Raw genomic sequence first — 25,066 nt, 5'->3', positions numbered from 1 at the left:
ATAAGAATTACAAACAAATGGCTATTTTTGAGGTATGCGCCATATCGTAAAACCCATAATTGCATTATCTATTTTACCTCAGTTTTTATTGGTAAAATTTATTGCTCAGTACCCACAGTTTATTGAGACCTATTACAGCAATGGGCTATATCCTTTTATCTCAAAAATTTTCAGGTATGTTCTTGGTTGGCTCCCATTTTCTTTTGGAGACATTGTTTACACATTAGCATCTGTATTAGCAATTCGTTGGTTTATAGTAAACAGACGCCGTATCATCAAAGCTCCGAAATCTTGGACTACAGATGTTTTGACTGCCCTATCCATTTTTTATTTTGCTTTCCATTTTTTATGGGGGATGAACTATTACCGTCCTCCTTTGCATGAAAACTTAAATCTCAATGCCGATTATACTACAGAAGAACTTGTAACAACTACTACAAGCTTGATAAAATTGGCCAACAGAGCTCATTATGAAATCACTAATAATGATAGCCTAGCCGTAAATATGCCCTACAATAAGCCAGATATCTTAAAAAAGAGTGCATTAGGGTATAAAGAGCTACAAAAAATATTTCCTCACCTGGAGTACCACCCCGTAAGTATAAAAAAATCTATTTACAGTTTACCTTTAACATATATGGGTTTTAGTGGCTATTTAAACCCTTTTACAAATGAAGGTCAGGTGGATGGGTTGATTCCTGCCTATAAAATGCCGACAACGAGTTCGCATGAGATTGCACATCAATTAGGATATGCAGCAGAAAATGAGGCAAATTTTATTGGCTGCATGGCAGCTATCAACCACCCTGATACTTACTTCAGGTATTCTGGTTTAATTTTCGGCCTGCGTCACTGCCTGAATGAACTTTATGTAAGAGACGAAAATCTCTATAACAAACTTGTTAAAAATGTTAATATAGGCATCTTAAAAAACTATGAGGAAGGACGGCTATTTTGGGACAGTTATCAAAACCCAGTTGAACCAATTTTCAAAAAAACATATGATGGTTACTTACAGGCAAACAATCAAACAGACGGCATGAAAAGTTATAGTTATGTCGTAGCTTTGTTAGTTAACTACATCCAAAAAAAAGGCCTTTAACCACCAATTTGTCTAAACTTTAATAATCAGTCTTTACTAGTAACAAACAATACACTTACAAAAAAGCAACAAAAAAACTTACTTTCTTCAGGCTTATATCCTACAATTTTATTAAATTTATAGACAATACCCCCCATTCTCCACCCAATAACCCTTACAATAATTAACAAAATGATTCAAAAGACGATTTTTGTAGCCTGTAGCTTAGTAATAATTATTACAGCTCTAATGGCTCTAGAAGTACTCAGTAAAGCTTTAGCATTATCCATTATTATTACACTTGCAGTAGGTACTTTTACAAGCGTTGTTGTGCTACAAAACAACGAACGCCACAATTAGGCTACAGTACCCTCTTATTGGATAATAATGAAACGTGAATACCAAGACTCATTTTAAAATAATGAGCCTTGCCCCTTTCTGTTGCTGTTTTCATTTGATTCTTCTTCATTCTCCATCTTTAAAGTCTCTTCATCTACAACCTCCAAATCATCAGCATGAACTTCTTCTGGTGCTTCATATGGCATTGACTCCAACAGATTTATTTGATTGACCTTATCTGAGGATAATTGATTTCCTAAAGCCTTAATACCTTTGATTGCAATAAATTCCTCAAGTAGTAATTCTACATTCGGCTTACGATCCTTGCCTCGTTCTTTAGCAAACACAACCTCAACAACAGGCTTCCAATCGGTTGAAATAATTTCCAAATAAGATTTTTCATGATCGGTTATAACCACCTCTTCTTTGTTTTCATTTTCCACCAAGAAACGTTTTACATAAAAACGTTCTTTATCGCCATCAAAGTAAACACATGAAATAGGTTTATTCGGAATCCACTTTTCAAGAACAATCATATTGTCCTCAAAATGAGCTGTAAGCTCAGGAATAATAGTTTTGACTAAACCAGATTGTGTAATGATCAATATACGATCTTCACCGTGGAATTCTCCGAGCAACTCTCCTCTACCATCAGCATTTAAACGTCTTACAGTTTCGTCGTACCATATTTTTCTTGGCTTAAGCGTTGAAACTCCTTTCTCTTTTAGCTCAACTTTCTTAATGGCGTATTTAGTAACCAAATTTCCTTTGGACGCTCTTCCTTTAATAAGGATATCTGCAAAATCTATATCCCATTTCAGTTTTTTAATACTTCCTACTTGACGCAAGAAAACAGTAACGACTTCGGCCTCGCCGTTTGGATTAGCAGAGAAGTACCAAAGGTCTGACCCTTTAGCGTTGTTTGTCAAATCGTATTCCTTATCGCGAGTTATAGAAGTCACCGAAAACCTCTTAATGTACGAGGGTCCTTTGGCTCCATCACGGTAAATCATATTATAGATGGTACGCTTATCTTTTTTCTTGAAGACCGCAACGTGAATAATGTTTTTACCAATAAAGGTTTTAGAATCTACCTTGGTTACCATCATTTTACCTTCTTGGGTAAACACAATTATATCGTCAATATCGCTACAATCGCATACATACTCATCTTTGCGCAAAGATGTACCAACAAAACCTTCTTCTCTATTTACATACAGTTTAGTATTTCTAATTACAACCTTGGTCGCATCAACATCATCAAAAGCACGCAACTCAGTTTTTCGTTCCTTACCCTTTCCATATTCTTTCTTCAAACGGATAAAATAAGCAATTGCATAGTCAATAAGATTCGCCAAATGATGCTTAACTTGTGCTATATCACCTTCCAAAGCCTCAATTTTCTGTTGTGCTTTATCAATATCGAATTTAGAAATACGCTTAATTCTAATTTCAGTAAGACGGACAATATCCTCTTCGGTAACCTTACGTTTAAGGTGTTTAATATGCGGCTGAAGTCCTTTATCTATCGCTTCAATAACACCTTCCCAAGTATCTACTTCTTCGATGTCACGATAAATTCGTTTTTCAATAAAAATACGTTCCAACGATGCAAAGTGCCATTGTTCTTCAAGTTCATTCAGCTTGATTTCCAAATCACTTTTTAGCAACTGAACTGTATTATCTGTAGAGCGCCTTAAAACCTCAGACACTCCAATAAACAATGGTCTATTATCTTCAATTACACAGCCCAAAGGCGAAATGGACATTTCACAATTTGTGAAAGCATACAATGCGTCGATGGTTTTATCAGGAGAGATACCAGAAGGTAAATGTACTAATATTTCCACCTCTGCAGCAGTATTATCCTCTATACGCTTGATTTTTATCTTCCCTTTATCGTTCGCTTTTAGAATGGAATCAATTAAAGTTGACGTTGTAGAACCAAAAGGAACTTCGGTAATCACCAAAGTCGTTTTATCTAATTGGGAAATCTTTGCTCGTACACGTACTTTCCCTCCACGTAATCCATCATTATAATTAGATACGTCAGCGATTCCTCCTGTAGGAAAATCGGGAACCAAAGTAAAACCTTTACCCTGAAGGTGTTTTACGGAAGCATCAATTAGCTCGATGAAGTTATGGGGTAAAATTTTAGTCGATAATCCAACGGCAATACCTTCTGCCCCTTGCGCCAATAATAGCGGAAACATAACAGGGAGGTTAATGGGCTCCTTACGGCGACCATCATAGGATGCCTGCCATTCTGTAATCTTTGGATTGTAAACAACATCCAAGGCAAACTTCGATAAACGTGCTTCAATATAACGAGATGCCGCTGCACTATCACCAGTAAGAATGTTTCCCCAGTTTCCTTGGGTATCTATCAACAAGTCTTTTTGACCGATTTGCACCATGGCATCGGCAATACTCGCATCACCGTGAGGATGGTACTGCATGGTATGCCCAACAATGTTAGCTACCTTATTGTAACGACCATCATCAAGATCTTTCATAGAGTGCATGATACGGCGTTGAACCGGTTTAAAACCATCTTCAATAGCCGGAACGGCACGCTCCAGTATAACATAAGATGCATAATCTAAAAACCAGTCTTTGTACATTCCCGTTACTTTGGTAATGGTATCCTGGCTCTCTTTGAAGTCATTTTCTAATGGCCCGTTATCTTCTGTCATTCTTGATCTTTATGTTGTTTTTTATCATTTTACTCAACGATTGTTTGATGTACTTGCGTTTTTTTCGTCCCACCAAAGTCACGTCGAAAACTTCCTTTTTTGTTCCTTTTCCTGGTTTTTCAATAAATAAAACCAAGTTTTTATATACGATGTAATCATTCAGTTTAAAGGCCGAAAGATTTTCCTTTTTAAACTCAACTACATGCTCACGGTATTTTAAATATTCCGACAGCAACAGACCTCTATTGGTAACCACAACCTTCATCCCGTCGCTATCGTATTCAAAGTACTTGGCTATTTGGTGCATGAGAACAATTAGGAGAAGAAATCCAATAAAAATAACGATAAACGAAACTGTTGGATTTGGTGTCAAATCCTTAAAGGCCCTAAACACCGTTGCCATTATAATAACCAAAACGATCAGTACAAAATAGACTGAAACGATTAGCCCTTTAACTTTACCATTATTTGTTCTCATAGCAATTATTCTACTACATCCAGTTCGACTTTCAAGTTATTGATAATAAATTCTTGTCTATCTGGAGTATTTTTACCCATATAAAATTCCAAAAGTTCTTCTATACTCTTATCCTTATCCAACATAACAGGATCTAGACGAATGTCATCCCCAATAAAGTGCTTAAACTCATCTGGAGATATCTCTCCAAGCCCCTTAAATCGAGTAATCTCTGGTTTTGGCTTAAGCTTTTCAATAGCATTGATACGTTCCAGCTCTGAATAGCAATAAATTGTTTCCTTTTTATTACGCACCCTAAACAAGGGAGTTTGCAAAATATACAAATGCCCTTCCTTTATAAGTTCTGGAAAAAACTGTAAAAAGAATGTAATTAACAGTAAACGAATGTGCATCCCATCCACATCGGCATCGGTAGCGATTACAATATTGTTATAACGTAAATCCTCTAACGATTCTTCTATATTTAATGCTGCCTGAAGTAAGTTAAACTCTTCATTCTCGTATACTATTTTCTTACTCATCCCATAAGAGTTTAAAGGCTTCCCCCTTAAACTAAATACCGCTTGGGTGTTCACATCACGGGATTTAGTAATACTTCCCGATGCTGAATCCCCCTCAGTAATGAAAAGTGTACTCTCTAAACGACGGTCATTTTTAAGGTTTCCCAAATGCACACGACAGTCACGAAGCTTTTTATTATGTAAACTTGCCTTTTTAGCACGCTCCTTGGCTAACTTTCTAATTCCCGACAGCTCTTTACGTTCTCTTTCTGCTTGAAGAATTTTACGTTGGATTTTCTCAGCAGCTTCAGGGTTCTTATGTAAATAGTTATCAAGTTTATTTTTTACAAAGTCATTCACATAGGTTCTTACTGTTGGAAGGTTCCCTCCCATGTCTGTAGATCCCAATTTGGTTTTTGTCTGACTTTCGAAAACAGGCTCCATTACTTTTATAGACACCGCTGCCACTACCGACTTTCTAATATCGGAAGCGTCGTAATTCTTTCCATAGAACTCACGCAATGTTTTCACCAAAGCTTCTCTAAAGGCTGCTAAGTGTGTACCACCTTGAGTAGTGTTCTGACCGTTAACAAATGAATGGTACTCTTCACTATACTGCGTTTTATGGTGAGTTATTGCCAATTCAATATCATCTCCCTTAAGGTGGATGATAGGATAAATCATATCGGAACCGTTGATGTTCTCTTCCAACAGATCTTTTAGCCCATTTTCACTATAATACTTCTCACCATTAAAGACTATGGTCAATCCAGGGTTTAGATAGACATAGTTTTTGAGCATACGCTCAACATATTCATGACGGAACTTATAATGCTTGAAAATGGTTTCATCAGGAATAAAGGACACTTTAGTTCCCTTACGTCTTGAAGTATTATCTAATGTCTCCTGGTTAACAAGATTTCCTTGCTCGAATTCTGCCGAAGCCGATTTGCCATCACGGGTAGACTCTACCCTAAAAAAGGTTGACAGCGCATTAACGGCTTTTGTACCCACACCATTTAAACCAACCGACTTTTTAAAGGCACGGGAATCGTACTTTCCTCCCGTATTCATCTTAGATACAACATCGACAACCTTACCTAATGGTATTCCGCGCCCAAAATCGCGAACAATTACTTTATTGCCCTGAATGGATATCTCGATAGTTTTTCCAGCTCCCATAACGTATTCGTCTATGGAATTATCCAAAACCTCTTTTAAAAGAATGTAAATACCATCGTCTTGGGAAGAGCCATCACCCAACTTACCGATGTACATACCAGGACGCATCCTAATATGTTCTTTCCAATCGAGTGAGCGTATGTTATCTTCAGTGTAATTGGTTTGTTCAATCATATAACAAGCCTATGCAATTATTTTTTTCGTGATGAGTTGCTAATATAGTATTTCGGTAGAAAAATCCGAAATAAACAAGGTACAAAATGCACATAAAAAAAGCCAATATCCTTTAGGAAATTGGCTTTTATATTTGTAGGAAAAAGCAGTCTACACGTTAAACAAAAAGTGCATTACATCACCATCATTAACCACATAATTCTTGCCTTCAACACGCATTTTCCCTGCTTCCTTAACTTTACTTTCACTACCAAAGTTTACATAATCATCATATGAGATTACTTCGGCTCTAATAAATCCCTTTTCAAAATCGGTATGAATAACTCCTGCAGCTTGTGGCGCAGTAGCCCCAATACTTACCGTCCAAGCACGAACCTCTTTTTTACCAGCTGTAAAATAAGTTTGCTGGTTTAACAACTTATAAGCTGCACGAATCAATTTAGAAGATCCTGGCTCATCCAATCCAATATCCTGCAAGAACATTTGGCGCTCTTCATAATCTTCCAATTCATTGATATCAGCTTCTGTACCAACAGCAAGCACCAAAACCTCTGCATATTCATCTTTTACGGCTTCCTTCACACGCTCTACATGCTCATTACCTTTTACAGCTGCTCCTTCATCTACATTACACACATAAAGTACAGGTTTGTCGGTAATAAACTGAGATGGCTTGACAAACTCCAAATAATCGTCTTCTTCAAACTCTAACGCTCGAACAGATACACCAGACTCTAAACCTTCTTTAATTTTAAACAAGATAGCTTCTTCCTTCTGAGCTTCCTTATTACCAGTTTTGGCTGCACGTTTTACTTTTTCGAGTTTCTTTTCAACAGTTTCCAAATCTTTCAACTGCAACTCTATATCAATAGTTTCCTTATCTCTAATAGGATTTACACTACCATCAACGTGAACAATATTATCATTTTCAAAACAACGCAATACATGAAGAATTGCATCCGTTTCTCTAATGTTAGCCAAGAATTGGTTTCCAAGCCCCTCACCTTTACTTGCTCCTTTTACCAAACCTGCAATATCTACAATCTCTACAGTTGCCGGCAAAACACGCTCAGGATCTACTAAAGACTCCAATTTTGACAATCTTGGGTCTGGCACGTTTACAACTCCAATGTTTGGTTCAATTGTACAGAATGGGAAGTTTGCACTTTGCGCTTTAGCATTCGACAAACAATTAAACAAGGTTGATTTCCCTACGTTAGGCAATCCTACAATTCCTGCTTTCATTAACTAATTTATTTAATCGTCCCCGAAAAAACCGGGAATATTATTATTCTACAATTACATTTTTAGCCCCTTTTGGTAAGCCGCTGCAAATGTAATTAATTCTTATATGTTTTAAACAAAAAACCCAAGCAAACGCTTGGGCTTTATGATTATTTTAATAGACTGACCTTTAATCTTCTGGATGCATAAAAGATTGCTTTCCTAAAAGCTCATCGTCTGTCTCTACGTTGTCTTCATCAGGCACACAACAATCTACTGGACATACAGCTGCACATTGTGGTTCTTCATGAAATCCCTTACATTCTGTACATTTATCGGGAACGATATAGTAAATTTCGTCACTGATAGGCTCTTGAGCTTCATCAGCATCTACTGATTTACCATTAGGCAACACAACATTACCTTCCAGACTGGTACCATCTGCATAACGCCAATCGTCTGCTCCTTCATAAATAGCGGTATTTGGACACTCTGGTTCGCAAGCACCACAATTAATACATTCGTCTGTTATTATAATTGCCATAGCAGTATTCTTTTTCTAACTTTGTCTGCAAAAATAACGCCAAAACCATTCATAACCAAATACAGCATGGATTTACAGAAAAGAATTAATGCATTTGTTGCTCTTGGGTCATTTTTAAAGCAGTTTACTACTGAAAACCCTACCAAAGAAGACAGCATACCCCATAACGATTTATTCTTTGACGGCTTTAAACACCAGATTAAACTGGCCAAAGAACAAAATGGATGGTTTACGGACGACAATCTTAGGTTTGCGTTTAACCAATGGACTAATGCCTTGACAGAATACAACCTAAAAACCTGGACCAAAAACTACAATTTAGATGAAAATTCAGAGAAGACAATTGCCATCATTATGGCAGGAAATATTCCTTTGGTTGGTTTTCATGATTTTCTATCGGTTTTAATTAGTGGGCACAAGGTTTTAGTAAAACAATCTTCAAACGACAAACAGCTTCTTCCATTTTTAACCAAGTACCTGGAGTATGTTGAGCCTGAATTTAAAGGACGTATTTCCTTTACAACTGACAAACTTGAAAATTTTGATGCGGTAATCGCAACTGGAAGCAACAATACAGCTAGATATTTTGAATATTACTTTAAAGGAAAACCCTCAATTATTCGACAGAACAGAAACTCTGTCGCTGTTTTGACAGGGAATGAAAATGAGGATGAACTCAAAGCCCTTTCTGATGATGTTTTTAGATATTACGGATTAGGCTGCCGAAATGTATCCAAGTTATTTGTTCCTAAAGATTATGATTTCGATGGTTTTTTCAATGGACTTTACCATTGGCATCCAATCATTGAGGAAAACAAATACGCCAACAATTACGATTACAACAAGGCGGTATATCTAATGAGTGAATTTGATTTATTGGAAAACGGCTTTTTAATGATTAAGGAAGATGAAAGCTATGCATCCCCAATTGCAACTGTTTTTTACGAGTATTACGATAATCACGAGTCATTAAAGGAAAAACTTGAAGCAGATAATGAGCGTATTCAGTGCGTTGTTGCCAAAGGTTTTTCAGAAAGTGAAATCCCTTTCGGCAAAACACAATCCCCTGAATTATGGGACTATGCTGATGGAGTAGACACCTTGGAATTTTTGCAAAACCTAGAATAAGGTTTCACTGGATTTTAACACCTACTCATAAATAATTCATCACCTTTGTGATGCTAAAAACCACTAAACAATGAAACGACACAACTTTAGCGCTGGCCCCTGTATTTTACCACAAGAAGTCATGCAGCAAGCTGCCCAAGCAGTTTTGGACTTTGATAATGGTCTTTCTATTTTAGAAATTTCGCATAGAAGCAAGCCTTTTGTAGATGTAATGGAACAAGCCCGATCATTGGCTCTGGAACTACTCGGTCTGGAAGGCAAAGGTTATAAAGCATTGTTTCTTCAAGGAGGTGCAAGTTCACAGTTTTTAATGATTGCTTACAACCTTTTGGAAAAACAAGCTGGTTATATAAACACAGGTACTTGGAGTAGTAAAGCTATTGAGGAAGCTAAACTTTTTGGTGAGGTTATGGAAATAGCTTCATCAAAGATTGAAGGCTTCAATAATATTCCAAAAGGCTACACCATTCCAGATAATTTAGACTATTTCCACTGTACTTCCAACAATACAATTTATGGGACTCAAATGAAGGAATTCCCTAATTGCCCTGTCCCTATGGTGTGCGATATGAGTAGTGATATATTCTCACGAACAATGGATTTTTCAAAGTTTGACCTTATCTATGCAGGAGCTCAAAAAAACATGGGGCCTGCAGGATCAACTCTTGTGGTTGTAAAAGAAGACATATTAGGAAAGGTTAGCAGAAAGCTCCCTTCGATGATGGACTACCAAGTTCACATCAATAAAAGCAGCATGTTCAATACACCGCCAGTTTTTGCTGTTTACGTATCCATGCTAAATTTACAATGGCTAAAAAAACTTGGAGGAATTTCAGGAATCGAAAAAATAAACGAAAAGAAAGCCCAACTGTTATATTCCGAAATTGATATCAACCCTTTGTTTGAAGGGTTTGCAAAAACAGAAGATCGCTCAATTATGAATGCCACATTCAACCTTACTAATGACGATCTTAAAGAAACATTCGACACTATGTGGAAAGAAGCCGGAGTTAATGGTCTTAATGGTCACAGAAGTGTTGGCGGTTATAGAGCTTCTATGTACAACGCTTTATCTCTTGATAGCGTTAAGGCATTGGTTGAAGTAATGAGTGAATTAGAACGAAAAGCATAAATTATACATCATACTATGAAAGTATTAGCTAACGACGGCATTTCACAAAGTGGTATTTCTGCTTTGGAAACTGCCGGATTTGAAGTAATTACAACCCGTGTTGCCCAAGAGCAGCTTGCAAATTTCATAAACGAAAACAATGTTGAGGTTTTGTTGGTGCGCAGTGCAACCAAAGTAACAAAACCAATTATCGATGCTTGCCCAAACCTGAAACTTATTGGTCGTGGTGGTGTAGGAATGGACAATATTGAAGTTGATTACGCTAAGAAAAAGGGCATTCAAGTAATCAATACCCCTGCGGCATCCTCACACTCTGTTGCCGAGCTGGTATTTGCTCATCTTTATGGATTAGCACGTTTTTTACACAACGCCAACCGAGATATGCCATTAGATGGAGATACTCGTTTTAAAGATCTTAAAAAGTCATACGCAAAAGGCACAGAGCTTAAAGGAAAAACCCTTGGATTGATAGGCTTTGGACGCATTGGTCAGGCTACTGCCAAAATCGCGATTGGATTGGGAATGAAAGTTGTTGTTTTCGACCCATTAATCGAAGTAGCGAATTTAGAATTGGAATTTTTCGACGGACAGAAAGTACAATTCACTATTAAATCTACTTCAAAAGAAGAGGTTTTAAAACAAGCCGATTTCATCAGCCTTCACGTTCCTGCTCAAAAAGATTACACGCTTGGAGAAGCGGACTTTAAAAAGATGAAAGATGGCGTAATCATCATCAATGCTGCCCGTGGAGGTGTAATCGACGAAGTAGCTTTAGTAGACGCTATAAACTCAGGAAAAGTAAGCAAGGCTGCACTTGACGTTTTTGAAAAGGAACCAAGCCCGGAAGTACAATTATTAATGCATCCGGATTTATCTTTATCCCCTCACATTGGAGCATCTACAAACGAAGCTCAAGATCGCATAGGATTAGAACTAGCCTCTCAAATTATCGACTTGCTAAAAATATAAACACTACGCTTTAACAAAGTATAAATTAACAAAACTCCGACCAAAACAGTCGGAGTTTTTTATTAAATTAATGCTCCTTATAAAAATCAACTCTCATGGCAAGTATTCTCGATCTTTTAGGCAACGACATGGGCAAAACCATAATTGATGGAGTTGCCAAACAAACCGGACAAGACTCCCAACAAACCCAAGACCTTTTAACAATGGCATTACCGGTACTCACCCATGCTATGAAACGGAATGCATCATCTCAACAAGGAGCCGATGGGTTATTGAACGCCTTGAACAAAAAACATAACGGAAGCATCCTAGATAACCTAAGCGACCTATTTAAAGGGGGCGTTAATGATGATGTTATAAACGATGGCGATAAAATCCTCGGGCATGTTTTAGGAAACAAAAAACAACCTATGGAACAAGCCTTTAGTGAAAAATCAGGTATCGACTCACAAACAGTTAGTCAAATACTTAAAATTGCCGCTCCTATTTTAATGGGATATTTAGGAAAACAGGCTAGAAACCAACCTTCAGCAGGTTCTAACAATATTAACGATATGCTTAGCGGTTTGGTAACGGGCAGCTCTGCTAAACAAGAGCTTGGCTTCCTTTCCATTTTAGATACCGATAATGACGGCAGTATTATTGACGACGTTTCGGACATGATGCTCAATGCCAACAAAAAGAAAAGTGGTCTTGGAGGATTGTTGGACAGTTTTCTAGGGAAGGATTAGCTTAAAACCGTAATATATCAAAAGAGGTCCGGCATTTTTTTCGTATTTTTAGATGTAATAAAAATGCCATGAAATTATTATATCTATTAGCCATTATTCTATTAATAGCTGTTGGTTGTCATTCTTCAAAAACATCATCAGTCAAAGAGGATTTGCCTAAAGAAGTAAGTCAGGATACTGTAAGAATTGCCAATGATGATATTGAATACGAAATCATAATTATTGAACCAGGTTTTAATGCTTGGTTACAGAGTGTTGCAAGACCCGAGGGTTTTTACAGCCAGCAATTACTAGAGCAACGCAACTGGCAATATGTTATTTCGTGGAACCAAAGAGTTAGACAGCCTCAAGTCTTCGATTCAAATCTGTACGAAATGCTTATCGATTACGACCCAAATATTGATTATGGATACGAGGTAAACTATAAACTATATTACTATTTCGTTTATTTTCAGTTAAAATACAATCAAAAGTTAACAGGAATGACACCCAGAATTTAAGGGCTTTTATTATTTTTGCAGCTTCAAATCCTAATTATGGAAAAACTAAAGGCACGTTGGGGAATCTCATCTAACAAACAGTTGATTATTATTTTCACAGTATTTGCTGTTACTGGTTCTTCTTCAGTATTTGTTACAACACCTTTGCTTGAGGTTTTGGGAATTACAAAAGATAATTTATCAGACTATACATTAGGGAAATTACTTTACTACATTCTGAAAACAATAACTATTTTCCCTGTTTACCAAGTCCTTTTGGTATCCTTTGGATGGATTTTTGGTCAATTTTCATTCTTTTGGGCTTTTGAGAAAAAGATGTTGAGTAGAATTGGTTTAAAACGTTTTGTAGAATAATTGCAGGCTGTTAAAACACATATCATAGGTAAGGTTATAACATTGCTTTTAGCTTTGTCTATACTGCTACCTAGTGGTGTAAAATTACTCCATGCTTTTTCCCATCATAATCATGAAGTTTGCCATGGTGAGCAAACTACTCACCTCCATAAAACCGACTTTGAATGTAAGTTTTACAAGTTTAAAGTAAAAAAGCCGTTTACTTTAGATGAGCTAATTGTAATTCTTACTCCGAAAACAGAAAACCATCAAACTATATTAAGTGCATATCATTTTATTAGTGATTATCAACGCTTACCGTTTCCTTTAAGGGGACCTCCCCAATTGATTTAACATTTTGTTTATTTTTTAAAAAATTATTAAAACATTTTTAAATCAATCATTTACACATGAGAATTTTTATAAATGTAATGCTACTATTGGTATTACAATCAGTATCCGCTCAACACAAACTTAGCGGAACAGTCACTGATGATCAAAATAATCCACTAGAGTTTGTTAGTATTTATTTGCCTCAACTTGAAAAAGGCACCACTACAGACGATAATGGTAACTTTACCATAAAGAATCTTCCAACAGGTTCGTACGACATTCTATTTTCCTACATAGGATTTGAAACACTGTCCAAATCGATTACGTTCCCTACAGAGGAACAACTGTTTATTCAAATGACAGTATCTGCTGTAGAAATGAAAGAGGTTATTGTCTCCACCCCTTTTCACAAACTACAAAGTGAAAACGTGATGAAAGTGGAGCAGGAAAAAGTCTCTAACCTAAAAGCTCAAGGCGCTTCTACGCTTGCTGAAGGTATTACCAATATTGTGGGGGTTTCTTCTATTACCACAGGTGCTGGTATTGGCAAACCTGTAATCCGAGGATTAAGTACTAATAGAGTTCTAGTTTACGCACAAGGTGTACGTCTTGAAAACCAACAATGGGGTGGCGAACACGGCTTGGGTGTTAGCGATGCTGGGATAGAAAGTGTAGAAGTTATAAAAGGACCTGCCTCCCTGCTTTACGGAAGCGATGCCCTTGGAGGTGTTCTCTACTTAAATCCTGAACGTTTTGCAGATAGTAATACCACCCAAGGCGATGTAAATACCAATTACTTTTCCAATACCCAAGGATTTAGTACAAATGCCGGGGTTAAAACCTCTAGTGAAAAATATAAGTTCCTTTTACGTGGAAGTTATGCTCAGCAAGCCGATTATAAAACTCCTGACTATAGAGTTACTAATACACGATTTAAGGAATACGACCTTAAGACCGGAATAGGCTATCAAAGCGCCAATTTTAAAACAGAATTTAGATATAACCTCAACAGTTCTGACTTAGGTATTCCTGAGGAAATAGGGATACAATCTACAAAAGTAACCCCACTATTGCCTTATCAACAAATTAACAACCATATTTTCAGTTCAAAATCTACGGCTTTCTTTGAAAATTCTAAACTGGACATCAATCTAGGTTATACTTACAATGATAGAAAGGAATTTGAAGAACACCATCATAATGAAGATCACGAACATGAAGGTATGGATGAAGATGAGCATGAACACGAAGAAGATGACGAAAACACCGATGAAGCTTCTCTTTATATGAAGTTAAAAACGTTTAACTACGATTTAAAATATCATTTACCAGAATTAGGAAAATTTGAAACCATAGTCGGAGTGCAAGGAATGGATCAAACCAACACCAATTACGGTGAAGAACTTTTAATTCCTGATGCAAGAACCAATGACTTTGGCATATTAGCAACCTCACACATTCACTTTGAAAAAATGGACGTTCAATTAGGGGCTCGTTTCGATAATAGAACAATCGATACCGATGACTTCAATAAGTCCTATAACAGTTTTAATGGTGCTGCCGGAGCGAAAACAAACTTAAGTGACTACATTACTGTCCGACTTAATTTGGCAACTGGATTTAGAGCTCCTAACTTAGCTGAACTTGCTTCTGACGGGAATCACTTTGGAGCTAACCGATACGAAGTTGGAAACCAAGACCTTGATTATGAACAAAACTTCCAAACCGATTTTGATTTAGAGTTTAAGAACGATCACTGGGAAATTTTCGTTAACGGATTTTATAATTTGGTTAGCAACTATATCTATCTACAACCCAATGGTGAGTTCATAGATAACGACCCCGTTTATGTATATCAGCAAAACGATGCATCATTATATGGTGGAGAATTTGGTTTGCATTTTCACCCTCACCCATTAGATTGGCTGCATGTTGAAAGTAGTTTTGAAACCGTAACAGGAAAACAAAATAGCGGCTACTTGCCATTAATTCCTGCTAACACTTTAAAAAACACTTTAAGGGTAGAATTCAATAACGATTCAGGTTATACAAAGTATGCTTTTGTAAAACTTCAATCAACCTTTGAACAAAATAATGTCAGTGATTTTGAGACCTCTACTGATGGGTATAACCTTTTAAGTGCCGGACTTGGTGGGAATTTAAAACTATTTAAGAAAGATCTATCACTTACAGTAGTTGCTACAAATATCATGGATAAAAAATACATCAACCACCTTTCCAGATTAAAAACCGATGGTATTTATAATATGGGAAGAAATATTAGCCTCGGAATAAAATACGAACTCTAACAAAAAAGCGCTCAATGAGCGCTTTTTTGTTTTTGTTTTGTTTCACTTTTCGTTTTTGTAAAAACATAAGTATAAAGCCACATTAACGTAAACGTTGGAACGATATCCAACCCTGGTAAAGCCTCTTCAACAAAGGACACTACGGCTGCAACTTTTCCTTTATTTCCCCTATACATTCGTATCATGATCCAAGCAGAAGCTGGTGCCCATACCAAATCGGCCATTTCTCCTATTCCCGGTATTGCATAACTAAAATATCCTATTGCATCCAGAACGATGCTTAAAGCTAACTTTTTGTATTTACCCATATTGTTTAAACGGCTGAACCAAAAATTAATTATCTACGATAAATCCTCACTGATTAACTTAAGAAACTCATTTCGTGTTTCAATCTCCTTAAACTGCCCCCTGAAACCAGAAGTGGTAGTTACCGAATTTTGCTTTTGTACACCGCGCATCATCATACACATATGAGCCGCTTCAATTACAACGGCAACACCCTGTGGTTTCAAAGCATTGTTCAAGGAGTCTAATATTTGTTCTGTTAATCGCTCCTGAACTTGCAAACGACGAGCAAACACATCTACAATTTTTGGAATTTTACTTAACCCAACAATATTTCCATTGGGAATATAAGCCACATGAGCCTTTCCAAAAAAGGGTAACATATGGTGTTCACAAAGCGAATAGAGTTCAATATTCTTAACTATTACCATTTCATTGTACGATTCCTTAAACATGGCGCTTTTAAGAATATCACCTGCATCTTGATTATAGCCTTGGGTTAAAAACTGCATGGCCTTAGCAGCGCGTTCGGGAGTTTTCAATAACCCTTCTCTATCTGGATCCTCCCCAATATCTTTTATAATCTTTTTATATCGCGCTTTAACCCCTTCGGTTATTTCGATATTGTACTCTTCAAAATTTCTATAGGACATAAGCTCTCGATTTACATTTATCCTTTTAAAATTAAGTAAAAAATAGCGGTTGAAGGGTTTTCTTTCAGTAAATCAGCGTAACATTCTACCAACAATTGTTTTCAAAGAAGGCTGAATACCAATTAACACCTTAAAGGTTGGTCAAAATTCCACAAAGTAGTATTTTAGGCCTTGAAAATTCCAATATGATTCAAGCTAAGAACATTCACAAGTATTTTGACAAACTCCATGTTTTAAAGGGTGTTGATCTCAATATTAAAAAAGGGGAAATCGTTTCGATTGTCGGAGCATCTGGAGCTGGTAAAACTACCTTATTGCAGATATTAAGCACCTTGGACAAACCGTCGAAAAGAGAAGCCAGTCAAATTCTAATTAACGGTCACGATATTAATGCCCTGAACGAAAAAGGGCTGGCAAAATTTAGAAACGAACATATTGGTTTTATTTTCCAGTTTCATCAACTTCTTCCTGAGTTTACAGCATTGGAAAATGTGTGTATACCAGCGTTTATCAAAGGAACATCTGTAGCAGAAGCCGAAAAGAGAGCCAAAGAACTATTGGACTTCCTTGGGCTATCCCATCGACATGACCATAAGCCTAATCAGTTATCCGGAGGAGAGCAGCAGCGTGTGGCTGTGGCTAGAGCGTTAATAAATAATCCGGAACTTATTTTTGCTGATGAACCTTCTGGAAACCTCGACAGTGAATCTGCCGAGAACCTGCACAACCTGTTCTTTAAACTACGAGATGAGTTTGGGCAAACCTTTGTTATTGTTACACATAATGAAGAGCTGGCAAACCTTGCCGACAGAAAATTGGTAATGGTAGATGGAAACATTGTAAACCACGAAGTGACCATTTAAGTTTTGGCTAAATTTGATTTTCTTTCTAAAACCGAATTAAAGGATTTCCTCGACGAAAAAGTTATCGAGTACAATAACCCTAGTTTCATTGAGAGTGACCCTATTCAAATCCCACACCGATTCAGCATAAAAGAAGACATTGAGATCGCTGGATTTTTAACGGCAACCATCGCTTGGGGAAACAGGAAGATGATCATTAAAAATGCCGATAAAATGATGGAATTGTTGGGAAACACCCCTTACGATTTCGTTATGAGCCATACTCCAGAACAATTGGATAACCTAAACGGTTTTGTACACAGAACGTTTAACGGACAGGATTTAACCCAATTTGTAAAAAGCTTAAAACATATTTACAGTGCCCATGATGGTCTGGAAGGAATTTTTAAAAAGCATGCTGAATCTGATTCACTTCAAACGGCAATACATAAATTAAAACAGTACTTTTTTGAGATTAATCATTTAGAACGATCCAAAAAACATATTAGCGATCCCCTTAACAAATCGGCTGCAAAACGTATCAACATGTTTTTAAGGTGGATGGTACGAAATGATAAAACCGGCGTGGATTTTGGAATTTGGGACAATCTTTCACCATCACAACTCTCCTGCCCTCTTGATGTTCACTCCGGCAATGTCGCTCGTAAACTAGGCTTGTTAAAAAGAAAACAAAACGATGCCAAAGCCTTAAAGGAATTGGACGATTCCCTCAGATTAATGGATGCTAAAGATCCTGTAAAATACGATTTTGCCCTATTTGGATTGGGAGTATTCGAAGGGTTTTAGTAAAAGTTTTCTGTATCTTCGTTTTATCAACCCTTTTATGATGAAACAAACTATCTTATACCTTTTTACATTTCTGTCGGTTTCTATTTTTGCACAAAACAGACAAATCCCAAAAGATACAACAGTTGTAACCAACCATCAATCTACAATTAACGGACAAAGTGTTGCCTATACTGCAACTACTGGAACGCAACCCGTTTGGGATAAAGATGGTACGCCCATAGCTACCCTATTCTATACCTATTACAAACGCGACAATGTAAAAAACGGTAGTTCACGCCCTCTGGTCTTTTCATTTAACGGAGGCCCTGGTTCTGCTTCGGTTTGGATGCATATAGCCTATACAGGACCTAAGATTTTAAATATAGACGAGGAAGGTTACCCTGTTCAGCCTTATGGTATTAAAGATAATCCATACTCTATTTTGGATGTTGCCGATATTGTTTATATCAACCCTGTTAACACGGGGTATTCAAGAATGATAAAAAACAAGGAAGGCAAATACCCTGAACGAAAAAAGTTCTTCGGAATTAATGCCGACATTAAATACTTGGCAGAATGGTTAAACACTTTTGTTAGCCGCAATAACCGTTGGGAATCCCCAAAATATCTTATTGGCGAAAGCTATGGAGGCACAAGAGTTATGGGACTTGCCCATGAATTACAAAACAACCAATGGATGTATCTTAACGGCGTGATTTTAGTATCGCCAGCAGATTACAAAGTCCTCTATCAAGATGGTGCAATTTCCAGTGCTTTAAACCTTCCTTATTTTACTGCTGCTGCATGGTATCAAAAGTCTTTGCCAAACCAACTTCAACAACTGGATTTATTGGAAATTTTACCTGAAGTTGAAAACTACACGCTACAGCACCTTGTACCAGCATTGGCCAAAGGTGGTTTTATCTCTGAAGATAAAAAACAGGAAGTCGCCACTAAAATGGCTTATTATAGCGGAATAGACAAAGAGGTTATCATTCAGCACAATCTAAGTGTTCCAACATCCTACTTCTGGAAAGAATTGTTACGTAACAAAAACGGATATACTATCGGCCGATTGGATTCGAGATATTTAGGCCTTGATAAAACAGAAGCCGGGGATTCACCAAGCTATAATGCCGAACTAAGTTCGTGGCTGCACTCATTTACACCAGCAATCAATTACTACATAAAAACCCAACTAAAATTCAATACCGATGTTAAGTACAATATGTTTGGAGATGTACACCCATGGGACAGAAACAACGACAATACTCGGGAAAATTTAAGATTGGCTATGGCTCAAAACCCTTATTTAAAGGTTATGTTTCAATCGGGCTACTATGATGGTGCAACAACTTATTTTAATGCAAAATACACTATGTGGCAACTAGACCCCAGTGGAAAAATGAAAGACCGCCTTTCGTTTAAAGGTTACAGAAGTGGACATATGATGTATTTAAGACATGATGACCTAAAAACAGCCACCAACGATTTAAGAGAGTTTATTCTAGGCTCACTAACAAATGGAAAAGCTGCGAAATACTAATTGAAACTATTATACTGAAACAAAAAAAGCGAGCTAATGCCCGCTTTTTTATTTATCATTAAAATTGGATTATCCCTTAATCCATACTTTACGTAAAGCCAATTGCTCTGGAGTAGCTTCCGGGTTTTCCTGCAACTTCTCACCTTGAGAATAAGCTGTAGTTAAATCTGTATCGATCATAACGACTTCTCCATTACGATCTAATACAACTTTAACATGCTTGCCTGGCTCCCATGCAAATACGCCTTGAAAAATTTGATTTGCAGTCTGTAAAGTTACCGCTTGCCCATTTATTTCCTTAATGACATCATTTGGCATAGCACCAGCTTCTTTCCAAAAACTGTTGTTAAGAACAGAATCATTAAAAATAACTGTTCCATTTTCAGGGTTTACACCTACAACTAAAGCTCCGTTACCTTGTATATAATTAGTCTCTACTTTACCTTCCTTAACCATCAAGCCTACTTTTTTAAAATATTTGTTATAGTCAATTGGAGTGGTACCAATAACATGAATATCAAAAAACTCTCTAATTGACGGATATGTCATTGATGCGATTTCATCCATAATTGCATCATCATTAAACGGATGATCCTTACCATATTTTTTAGAAAGCTCTTTCATCAACCATAAAATTCCTCGTTGCCCGTTACTCTCTTCACGTAAAATGATATCAATACACATCCCGATTAACGCCCCTTTTTGATAAACATTATAGTAGTTACTTGCATAAGGTTCTTCCAAAATATTTTCACTCATTACAGTAAAACTCATGGTATCGTCCATCCGGGCAGCGGTTTGGATTTTACCCATAATCTTGTCGTAAAAATCCTGATTGCTCACTAATGCTTGATTTACTTGGAATAAGGTTGCAAAATACTCGGTTACCCCTTCGTACATCCAAAGATGTTTTGAGAATGTAGGGTCATTGTAATCAAAATAATGAACATCTTCAGAATGTACAGACAGAGGTGTTACAATGTGGAAAAACTCGTGAGACACTACATCAATCATGCTTTCAGCCAAGGCTTCATCAGACATAGATTCTGGCAACACAACTACCGTAGATGTGTGGTGTTCCAATGCTCCAAAACCAGTAGGCTCATCAGCACCTTCTTCAGATAAATACAAGTAAATATCGTAACGTTTAGTACTATTGATCTCTCCCAAAAACGTTTTTTGAGCCTTCATCATCTTGTACATTGTCTCTTTAATCTTTGCTGCAGAATGTACCTTGTTTGGAGAGAACACACTAAGAACTATATTTATATCGCCAACTTTAAATTCTTCAACATCCAATGTTCCATACATCATTGGGTTATCGGTAATCTCAAAATATCTTGATGCAAAATAACTACTTGTTTTAGCGCTACCATCTTGCGAGACGGTTGTATTGGTTACTGGCAAAGCCGATGTTCTGTTAAAGTTTGCGTCAGCAGTAACATCCAATTTATATTGGTTGTTTTTCAAACTGTCAAAATATCCCACAAAACCGTGAAGGTTTAACACATAATTATCAGGCTGGATATTGGTTCCCGATGGCGAAAAAGGGGTAGGCTGTTTTCCAGCTTGCTCAATATCATATGTATCGTTAACCCAATATATTATTTTATCTAAATCCTTTGCATTTTCAATCACCCAAGTGTTTTTGTCGGTTTTATTTACTGCCATCGTATTACCTTTATAATCGAAGGCTTCAAAACCACCAACAAAACTACCGAAGTCACTTACTGAATAAGTTCCTTGAACCACTTTTGGTAATCTATATGTTACCTGATCTTGTGTAAATCGACCAGGATTGATTGTTACCGGAACCTGGTCATTCTTAACCTTAGTTAAATCAATAGATGCAGAAATAGGAGTATTAGTAGCTAATTCGCTATCGGATATTTTACTAGAACCACAACTAGAAAGGATCATGGCTGCAAGTACCCCTGTAATAAGTATTCTCTTCATTTTGTTTTAGTTTTTTATCATGTTTAGTTGACGCCTTAAAGATAGGCTTGTTACAAAGACTAAACTTAAGCTTTTGTTAAAATAATTCTTACGTCTAATTTAATCAGTAAATCGTAATTTGCTCGGATAAATTCTAAAAGCAATTGTTATATTTGACAAACGCTTTACACGAATGCAGTTTAAATACCCTGAACTTCTTTACGCCTTAGTCCTACTGGTAATTCCCATTATTGTTCATTTATTCCAACTAAGACGCTTTAAAAAAGAAGCTTTTACCAATGTAGAATTCCTTAAACAGGTTACACTGCAAACCCGGAAAAGTTCCCAGCTTAAAAAGTGGCTTACTTTAATTACCCGATTGCTTCTGTTGGCTTGCATTATTTTGGCATTTGCTCAGCCGTTTACATCCAAAACCACTGGCTTCAACAAAACTACCGAAACAGTTATATATCTGGACAATTCATTTAGCATGCAGGCTAAAGGTAAAAAAGGCGAATTGCTAAAACGTGCTGTTCAGGACATTTTGGAGCAAGCCGATATTGAAGAAGCCATTACGTTATTTACAAACGATATAATTTTTAGAAATAGTTCTGTAAAAGCATTGAAAAATGATTTATTAGATCTTAACTATTCTGCCAATCAGCTGAATTACGATGCCGCACTAATAAAGGGAAAGTCTTACTTTAGTGACGATCCGAGTAGCTTAAAACGCTTTATTTTTATATCCGATTTTCAACAGAAAGAAGTTGTTTTCACTCCTGAAAAAGATTCGATGCTTGATCTTAACATCGTTCAACTCGAGCCTGAAAAGGCTAAAAATATTGCTTTGGACAGCCTATACATTTCAAAACGTGACGGCTCAAACATTGAAATAACAACTACTTTAAAACATAACGGACCTCTACCTGAAAACATTCCGGTTTCCCTGTTTAAGAATGATACTTTAATTGCAAAAACCTCAGCAGATCTTTCTTCAGCTACTGCAATTTTCACATTACCAGAAGGCCAGCCCATAAATGGAGAAATTAGAATTGATACGCCTGATCTAAATTTTGATAACAGCTTATTTTTCAATATCAATAAGCCTTCAAAAATAAAAGTGCTTTCAATAAACAATAATGATGATAGTTACCTTAAGCGTATGTTCTCCAAAGACGAGTTTATCTACACATCTTTCGGAACAAACAAATTGGATTATAATACAATTGATCAACAAAATCTAATCATACTTAATGAAGCTGAAAATGTCCCTATGTCATTGAATACAGCCTTACAATCGTTTACCAATAACGGAGGCTCATTGATTGTAATCCCTTCATCTGATGCGGATTTGAGTAGTTACAATAGCTTTTTATCGGCTTACCGATTTACTTTAAACGAATATTCATCAGGAGAACGAAAAATCACCAAGATTAATTTTTCACATCCTGTATATACTGGAGTCTTCGACAACAAAGTCAACAATTTCCAATACCCTAAAACCAATGGTTATTACAGGGTTTCATCAACTGGAGCTACAAATCTATTGTCACTTGAGAACAACCAACCATTTTTAGCTCAAAGCGGTAAATGCTTTTTGTTCTCCTCTGCTTTAAACAAAGACAATTCTAACCTAACACAATCTGATCTTGTCATCACGCTTTACGCCATTGCCAAACAAAGTTTGGCCATACCAGAACTATACAACACCATTGGTCGAAACAATGTTTATGATATTGACATTAACCTAAAACAGGACGACATTTTAACTTTATCATCTGCTACAGAAAACATTATTCCACAACAGCAATTATATCAAAACAAGGTAACGATTACAACAACCGAAACACCTTCAACAGCTGCTATCTATGGCATTAAAGACAAAAAAAATGTCATTAAATACGTCAGCTACAATTACAATAGAAGTGAAAGTGATTTAAGCTACCAAAATGTCTCAAGTCTTGATACTGCAACATTTCACGATTCTCTGGAAGAGCTGTTTTTGGACATAAAAAGTGACGCAAACATAAACATGCTATGGAAATGGTTTGTTATTTTTGCACTAGCGTTCTTAATCATTGAAATGCTTATCTTAAAACACCTTAAATGAACGTACTTTTAAAATCTGCTACAATTATTGATGTATCGAGTGATTTTCACAATAGCACTCAGGATATTTTAATTGAAAACGGAAAAATCACCATAATAGCCAATTCTATTGCCAATCCAAACAACTACAAAGAAGTAGCTTTGGAGAACCTCCATGTTTCCCAAGGTTGGTTTGATAGTAGCGTAAGCTTTGGAGAACCTGGTTACGAAGAGCGTGAAACCATAGCAAATGGTTTGAATACAGCCGCTATCTCTGGTTTTACAACCGTGGCCGTTAACGCAAATAGCAATCCGGTAATGGATACCAGTTCTGATATTACTTTTGTCCTATCAAAAGCCAATGGTCATGCTACTACCCTTTTGCCTATTGGAGCCTTAACAAGAAACAGTGAGGTTGTTGATTTGGCCGAACTTTATGATATGCAAAATGCAGGTGCTATTGCGTTCTATGATTATAAAAAGCCAATAGATAATCCTAACCTTCTTAAAATTGCATTACAGTATGCTAGCAATTTTGATGGTTTGGTATGTTCATTCCCATATGAGAAAAAAATCTCAGCAAAAGGTGTTATGCACGAACACGTTGCGAGCACAAAATTGGGATTAAAGGGAATCCCTGCGTTAGCAGAGGAATTACAAGTAGCCCGCGATTTATTTTTATTGGAATATGCAGGTGGAAAACTTCATATCCCAACCATTTCTACAGCAAAATCTGTTGAATTGATTCGTGAAGCAAAAGCTAAAGGACTTGATGTAAGTTGTAGCGTTGCCATTCACAACTTAGTATTTACAGATGAAAGTCTATCAGATTTCAACACCAACTTTAAGGTAATGCCTCCTTTAAGAACTCAAGAAGATATCGATGCTTTATTGGATGGTTTAAAAGATGGTACCATAGACATGGTTACATCAGACCACGATCCGTTGGATATTGAACATAAAAATGTTGAATTTGATCATGCTTCTTATGGCACCATCGGATTAGAGAGTGCTTTTGGAGCATTAAATAGTCTTGTATCTATGAAAAAGGCTGTTGAATTGCTAACCTCAGGAAAAAAACGTTTTGGTGTTGAGTCGCATTCTATTAAAATTGGAAACACAGCCGACTTAACTTTGTTTAATCCTAACGGCAAATATACATTCACTCGAGACCTAATTAACTCAGCTTCCAAGAATGCTATTTTTGAAAGCACTTCATTAAAAGGAAAAGCCTACGGAATTATCACAAAAAAAGGAATAACCATTAACGAATAA

Annotated in this window: 23 protein-coding genes; 15 read left to right on the top strand and 8 right to left on the bottom strand. The window is 36.7% G+C overall.

Going from position 1 to position 25,066, the window contains the following annotated elements:
- Positions 1 to 34: 34 nt before the first annotated feature.
- Together PWU04_RS02850 and PWU04_RS02845 are read left to right on the top strand one after the other, a co-directional pair.
- Complete coding sequence (locus PWU04_RS02850; RefSeq protein ID WP_274474301.1) at positions 35 to 1,102, top strand: DUF3810 domain-containing protein; 1,068 nt, start codon at positions 35 to 37, stop codon at positions 1,100 to 1,102.
- 171 nt (positions 1,103 to 1,273) lie between these two features.
- A complete protein-coding gene (locus tag PWU04_RS02845; protein WP_274474300.1) occupies positions 1,274 to 1,441 on the top strand; it encodes a hypothetical protein in 168 nt (55 codons plus the stop codon).
- A gap of 53 nt (positions 1,442 to 1,494) precedes the next feature.
- Here PWU04_RS02845 and PWU04_RS02840 read toward each other — a convergent pair whose 3' ends face one another.
- From PWU04_RS02840 to PWU04_RS02820, 5 genes are all read right to left on the bottom strand, one after another.
- Positions 1,495 to 4,116 (bottom strand): DNA gyrase/topoisomerase IV subunit A, encoded by a 2,622-nt coding sequence (locus PWU04_RS02840; RefSeq protein WP_274474299.1) that lies wholly within the window; start codon positions 4,114 to 4,116, stop codon positions 1,495 to 1,497.
- Complete coding sequence (locus PWU04_RS02835) at positions 4,103 to 4,594, bottom strand: hypothetical protein (RefSeq protein WP_274474298.1); 492 nt, start codon at positions 4,592 to 4,594, stop codon at positions 4,103 to 4,105. The genes PWU04_RS02840 and PWU04_RS02835 overlap by 14 nt, the downstream gene beginning before the upstream one ends.
- A 5-nt stretch (positions 4,595 to 4,599) precedes the next feature.
- Positions 4,600 to 6,450 carry a DNA topoisomerase IV subunit B gene (locus tag PWU04_RS02830; RefSeq protein ID WP_274474297.1) on the bottom strand — a complete coding sequence of 617 codons (1,851 nt, stop codon included), beginning with the start codon at positions 6,448 to 6,450 and terminating at the stop codon, positions 4,600 to 4,602.
- Positions 6,451 to 6,600: 150 nt separating this feature from the next.
- Positions 6,601 to 7,695, bottom strand: coding sequence for a redox-regulated ATPase YchF (gene ychF, locus PWU04_RS02825; RefSeq protein WP_274474296.1), 1,095 nt, complete (start codon positions 7,693 to 7,695; stop codon positions 6,601 to 6,603).
- Positions 7,696 to 7,864: 169 nt separating this feature from the next.
- On the bottom strand, positions 7,865 to 8,218 hold the full coding sequence (locus PWU04_RS02820; protein ID WP_274474295.1) for a 4Fe-4S dicluster domain-containing protein: 354 nt from the start codon (positions 8,216 to 8,218) through the stop codon (positions 7,865 to 7,867).
- Positions 8,219 to 8,284: 66 nt separating this feature from the next.
- Here PWU04_RS02820 and PWU04_RS02815 point away from each other — a divergent pair, with 66 nt between their 5' ends.
- The 8 genes from PWU04_RS02815 (at position 8,285) to PWU04_RS02780 (ending at position 15,653) form a co-directional block, all read left to right on the top strand.
- Positions 8,285 to 9,346 carry an acyl-CoA reductase gene (locus tag PWU04_RS02815; RefSeq protein ID WP_274474294.1) on the top strand — a complete coding sequence of 354 codons (1,062 nt, stop codon included), beginning with the start codon at positions 8,285 to 8,287 and terminating at the stop codon, positions 9,344 to 9,346.
- Positions 9,347 to 9,416: 70 nt separating this feature from the next.
- A complete protein-coding gene (gene serC / locus PWU04_RS02810; RefSeq protein ID WP_274474293.1) occupies positions 9,417 to 10,478 on the top strand; it encodes a 3-phosphoserine/phosphohydroxythreonine transaminase in 1,062 nt (353 codons plus the stop codon).
- Between the two features lie 15 nt (positions 10,479 to 10,493).
- Positions 10,494 to 11,447 carry a D-2-hydroxyacid dehydrogenase gene (locus PWU04_RS02805; protein ID WP_274474292.1) on the top strand — a complete coding sequence of 318 codons (954 nt, stop codon included), beginning with the start codon at positions 10,494 to 10,496 and terminating at the stop codon, positions 11,445 to 11,447.
- Between the two features lie 95 nt (positions 11,448 to 11,542).
- The gene (locus PWU04_RS02800) at positions 11,543 to 12,178 is read left to right on the top strand and encodes a DUF937 domain-containing protein (protein WP_274474291.1); all 636 of its coding nucleotides are present in this window, start codon (positions 11,543 to 11,545) and stop codon (positions 12,176 to 12,178) included.
- A 68-nt stretch (positions 12,179 to 12,246) separates the two neighbouring features.
- Positions 12,247 to 12,678 carry a DUF6146 family protein gene (locus PWU04_RS02795; protein ID WP_274474290.1) on the top strand — a complete coding sequence of 144 codons (432 nt, stop codon included), beginning with the start codon at positions 12,247 to 12,249 and terminating at the stop codon, positions 12,676 to 12,678.
- A 36-nt stretch (positions 12,679 to 12,714) separates the two neighbouring features.
- Positions 12,715 to 13,032 (top strand): DUF6787 family protein, encoded by a 318-nt coding sequence (locus PWU04_RS02790; protein ID WP_274474289.1) that lies wholly within the window; start codon positions 12,715 to 12,717, stop codon positions 13,030 to 13,032.
- 54 nt (positions 13,033 to 13,086) lie between these two features.
- The gene (locus PWU04_RS02785; protein WP_274474288.1) at positions 13,087 to 13,365 is read left to right on the top strand and encodes a hypothetical protein; all 279 of its coding nucleotides are present in this window, start codon (positions 13,087 to 13,089) and stop codon (positions 13,363 to 13,365) included.
- Between the two features lie 56 nt (positions 13,366 to 13,421).
- Positions 13,422 to 15,653, top strand: a complete 2,232-nt coding sequence (locus PWU04_RS02780; protein WP_274474287.1) for a TonB-dependent receptor — start codon at positions 13,422 to 13,424, stop codon at positions 15,651 to 15,653.
- An 11-nt stretch (positions 15,654 to 15,664) separates the two neighbouring features.
- On the opposite strand, the gene PWU04_RS02775 is transcribed toward PWU04_RS02780, so the two are convergent.
- A complete protein-coding gene (locus PWU04_RS02775) occupies positions 15,665 to 15,961 on the bottom strand; it encodes a hypothetical protein (RefSeq protein WP_274474286.1) in 297 nt (98 codons plus the stop codon).
- Positions 15,962 to 15,994: 33 nt separating this feature from the next.
- On the bottom strand, positions 15,995 to 16,591 hold the full coding sequence (gene folE, locus PWU04_RS02770) for a GTP cyclohydrolase I FolE (RefSeq protein ID WP_274474285.1): 597 nt from the start codon (positions 16,589 to 16,591) through the stop codon (positions 15,995 to 15,997).
- 185 nt (positions 16,592 to 16,776) lie between these two features.
- Between folE and PWU04_RS02765 the strand changes: the two genes are divergently transcribed.
- Genes PWU04_RS02765 through PWU04_RS02755 form a run of 3 tightly spaced genes read left to right on the top strand, consistent with a single transcriptional unit; the run spans position 16,777 to position 19,768 of the window.
- Positions 16,777 to 17,454: an ABC transporter ATP-binding protein gene (locus PWU04_RS02765; RefSeq protein WP_274474284.1), complete on the top strand. Its 678-nt coding sequence runs from the start codon at positions 16,777 to 16,779 to the stop codon at positions 17,452 to 17,454.
- Positions 17,455 to 17,457: 3 nt separating this feature from the next.
- Positions 17,458 to 18,240 carry a TIGR02757 family protein gene (locus PWU04_RS02760; protein WP_274474283.1) on the top strand — a complete coding sequence of 261 codons (783 nt, stop codon included), beginning with the start codon at positions 17,458 to 17,460 and terminating at the stop codon, positions 18,238 to 18,240.
- A 40-nt stretch (positions 18,241 to 18,280) separates the two neighbouring features.
- Positions 18,281 to 19,768, top strand: a complete 1,488-nt coding sequence (locus tag PWU04_RS02755) for a S10 family peptidase (RefSeq protein WP_274474282.1) — start codon at positions 18,281 to 18,283, stop codon at positions 19,766 to 19,768.
- A 69-nt stretch (positions 19,769 to 19,837) separates the two neighbouring features.
- Here the strand turns inward: PWU04_RS02755 and PWU04_RS02750 are convergent, their stop codons facing one another.
- Positions 19,838 to 21,724 (bottom strand): M61 family metallopeptidase, encoded by a 1,887-nt coding sequence (locus PWU04_RS02750; RefSeq protein WP_274474281.1) that lies wholly within the window; start codon positions 21,722 to 21,724, stop codon positions 19,838 to 19,840.
- A gap of 172 nt (positions 21,725 to 21,896) precedes the next feature.
- Between PWU04_RS02750 and PWU04_RS02745 the strand changes: the two genes are divergently transcribed.
- Both PWU04_RS02745 and PWU04_RS02740 read left to right on the top strand, forming a co-directional pair.
- Positions 21,897 to 23,813 carry a BatA domain-containing protein gene (locus PWU04_RS02745; protein WP_274474280.1) on the top strand — a complete coding sequence of 639 codons (1,917 nt, stop codon included), beginning with the start codon at positions 21,897 to 21,899 and terminating at the stop codon, positions 23,811 to 23,813.
- Complete coding sequence (locus PWU04_RS02740) at positions 23,810 to 25,066, top strand: dihydroorotase (RefSeq protein WP_274474279.1); 1,257 nt, start codon at positions 23,810 to 23,812, stop codon at positions 25,064 to 25,066. The genes PWU04_RS02745 and PWU04_RS02740 overlap by 4 nt, the downstream gene beginning before the upstream one ends.

Source organism: Mangrovimonas aestuarii, from assembly GCF_028767185.1.
Lineage (GTDB): Bacteria > Bacteroidota > Bacteroidia > Flavobacteriales > Flavobacteriaceae > Mangrovimonas_B > Mangrovimonas_B aestuarii.
This window is presented reverse-complemented; position numbering and strand designations above follow the sequence as displayed.

Coding starts and splice junctions, on each gene's coding strand:
- PWU04_RS02790 (WP_274474289.1), top strand. CDS start 12,715: ATGGAAAAACTAAAGGCACGTTGGGGAATCTCATCTAACAAACAGTTG.
- PWU04_RS02830 (WP_274474297.1), bottom strand. CDS start 6,450: ATGATTGAACAAACCAATTACACTGAAGATAACATACGCTCACTCGAT.
- ychF (WP_274474296.1), bottom strand. CDS start 7,695: ATGAAAGCAGGAATTGTAGGATTGCCTAACGTAGGGAAATCAACCTTG.
- serC (WP_274474293.1), top strand. CDS start 9,417: ATGAAACGACACAACTTTAGCGCTGGCCCCTGTATTTTACCACAAGAA.
- PWU04_RS02850 (WP_274474301.1), top strand. CDS start 35: ATGCGCCATATCGTAAAACCCATAATTGCATTATCTATTTTACCTCAG.
- PWU04_RS02740 (WP_274474279.1), top strand. CDS start 23,810: ATGAACGTACTTTTAAAATCTGCTACAATTATTGATGTATCGAGTGAT.
- PWU04_RS02840 (WP_274474299.1), bottom strand. CDS start 4,116: ATGACAGAAGATAACGGGCCATTAGAAAATGACTTCAAAGAGAGCCAG.
- PWU04_RS02820 (WP_274474295.1), bottom strand. CDS start 8,218: ATGGCAATTATAATAACAGACGAATGTATTAATTGTGGTGCTTGCGAA.
- PWU04_RS02815 (WP_274474294.1), top strand. CDS start 8,285: ATGGATTTACAGAAAAGAATTAATGCATTTGTTGCTCTTGGGTCATTT.
- PWU04_RS02835 (WP_274474298.1), bottom strand. CDS start 4,594: ATGAGAACAAATAATGGTAAAGTTAAAGGGCTAATCGTTTCAGTCTAT.
- PWU04_RS02745 (WP_274474280.1), top strand. CDS start 21,897: ATGCAGTTTAAATACCCTGAACTTCTTTACGCCTTAGTCCTACTGGTA.
- PWU04_RS02805 (WP_274474292.1), top strand. CDS start 10,494: ATGAAAGTATTAGCTAACGACGGCATTTCACAAAGTGGTATTTCTGCT.
- PWU04_RS02775 (WP_274474286.1), bottom strand. CDS start 15,961: ATGGGTAAATACAAAAAGTTAGCTTTAAGCATCGTTCTGGATGCAATA.
- folE (WP_274474285.1), bottom strand. CDS start 16,591: ATGTCCTATAGAAATTTTGAAGAGTACAATATCGAAATAACCGAAGGG.
- PWU04_RS02845 (WP_274474300.1), top strand. CDS start 1,274: ATGATTCAAAAGACGATTTTTGTAGCCTGTAGCTTAGTAATAATTATT.
- PWU04_RS02780 (WP_274474287.1), top strand. CDS start 13,422: ATGAGAATTTTTATAAATGTAATGCTACTATTGGTATTACAATCAGTA.
- PWU04_RS02795 (WP_274474290.1), top strand. CDS start 12,247: ATGAAATTATTATATCTATTAGCCATTATTCTATTAATAGCTGTTGGT.
- PWU04_RS02800 (WP_274474291.1), top strand. CDS start 11,543: ATGGCAAGTATTCTCGATCTTTTAGGCAACGACATGGGCAAAACCATA.
- PWU04_RS02755 (WP_274474282.1), top strand. CDS start 18,281: ATGAAACAAACTATCTTATACCTTTTTACATTTCTGTCGGTTTCTATT.
- PWU04_RS02765 (WP_274474284.1), top strand. CDS start 16,777: ATGATTCAAGCTAAGAACATTCACAAGTATTTTGACAAACTCCATGTT.
- PWU04_RS02750 (WP_274474281.1), bottom strand. CDS start 21,724: ATGAAGAGAATACTTATTACAGGGGTACTTGCAGCCATGATCCTTTCT.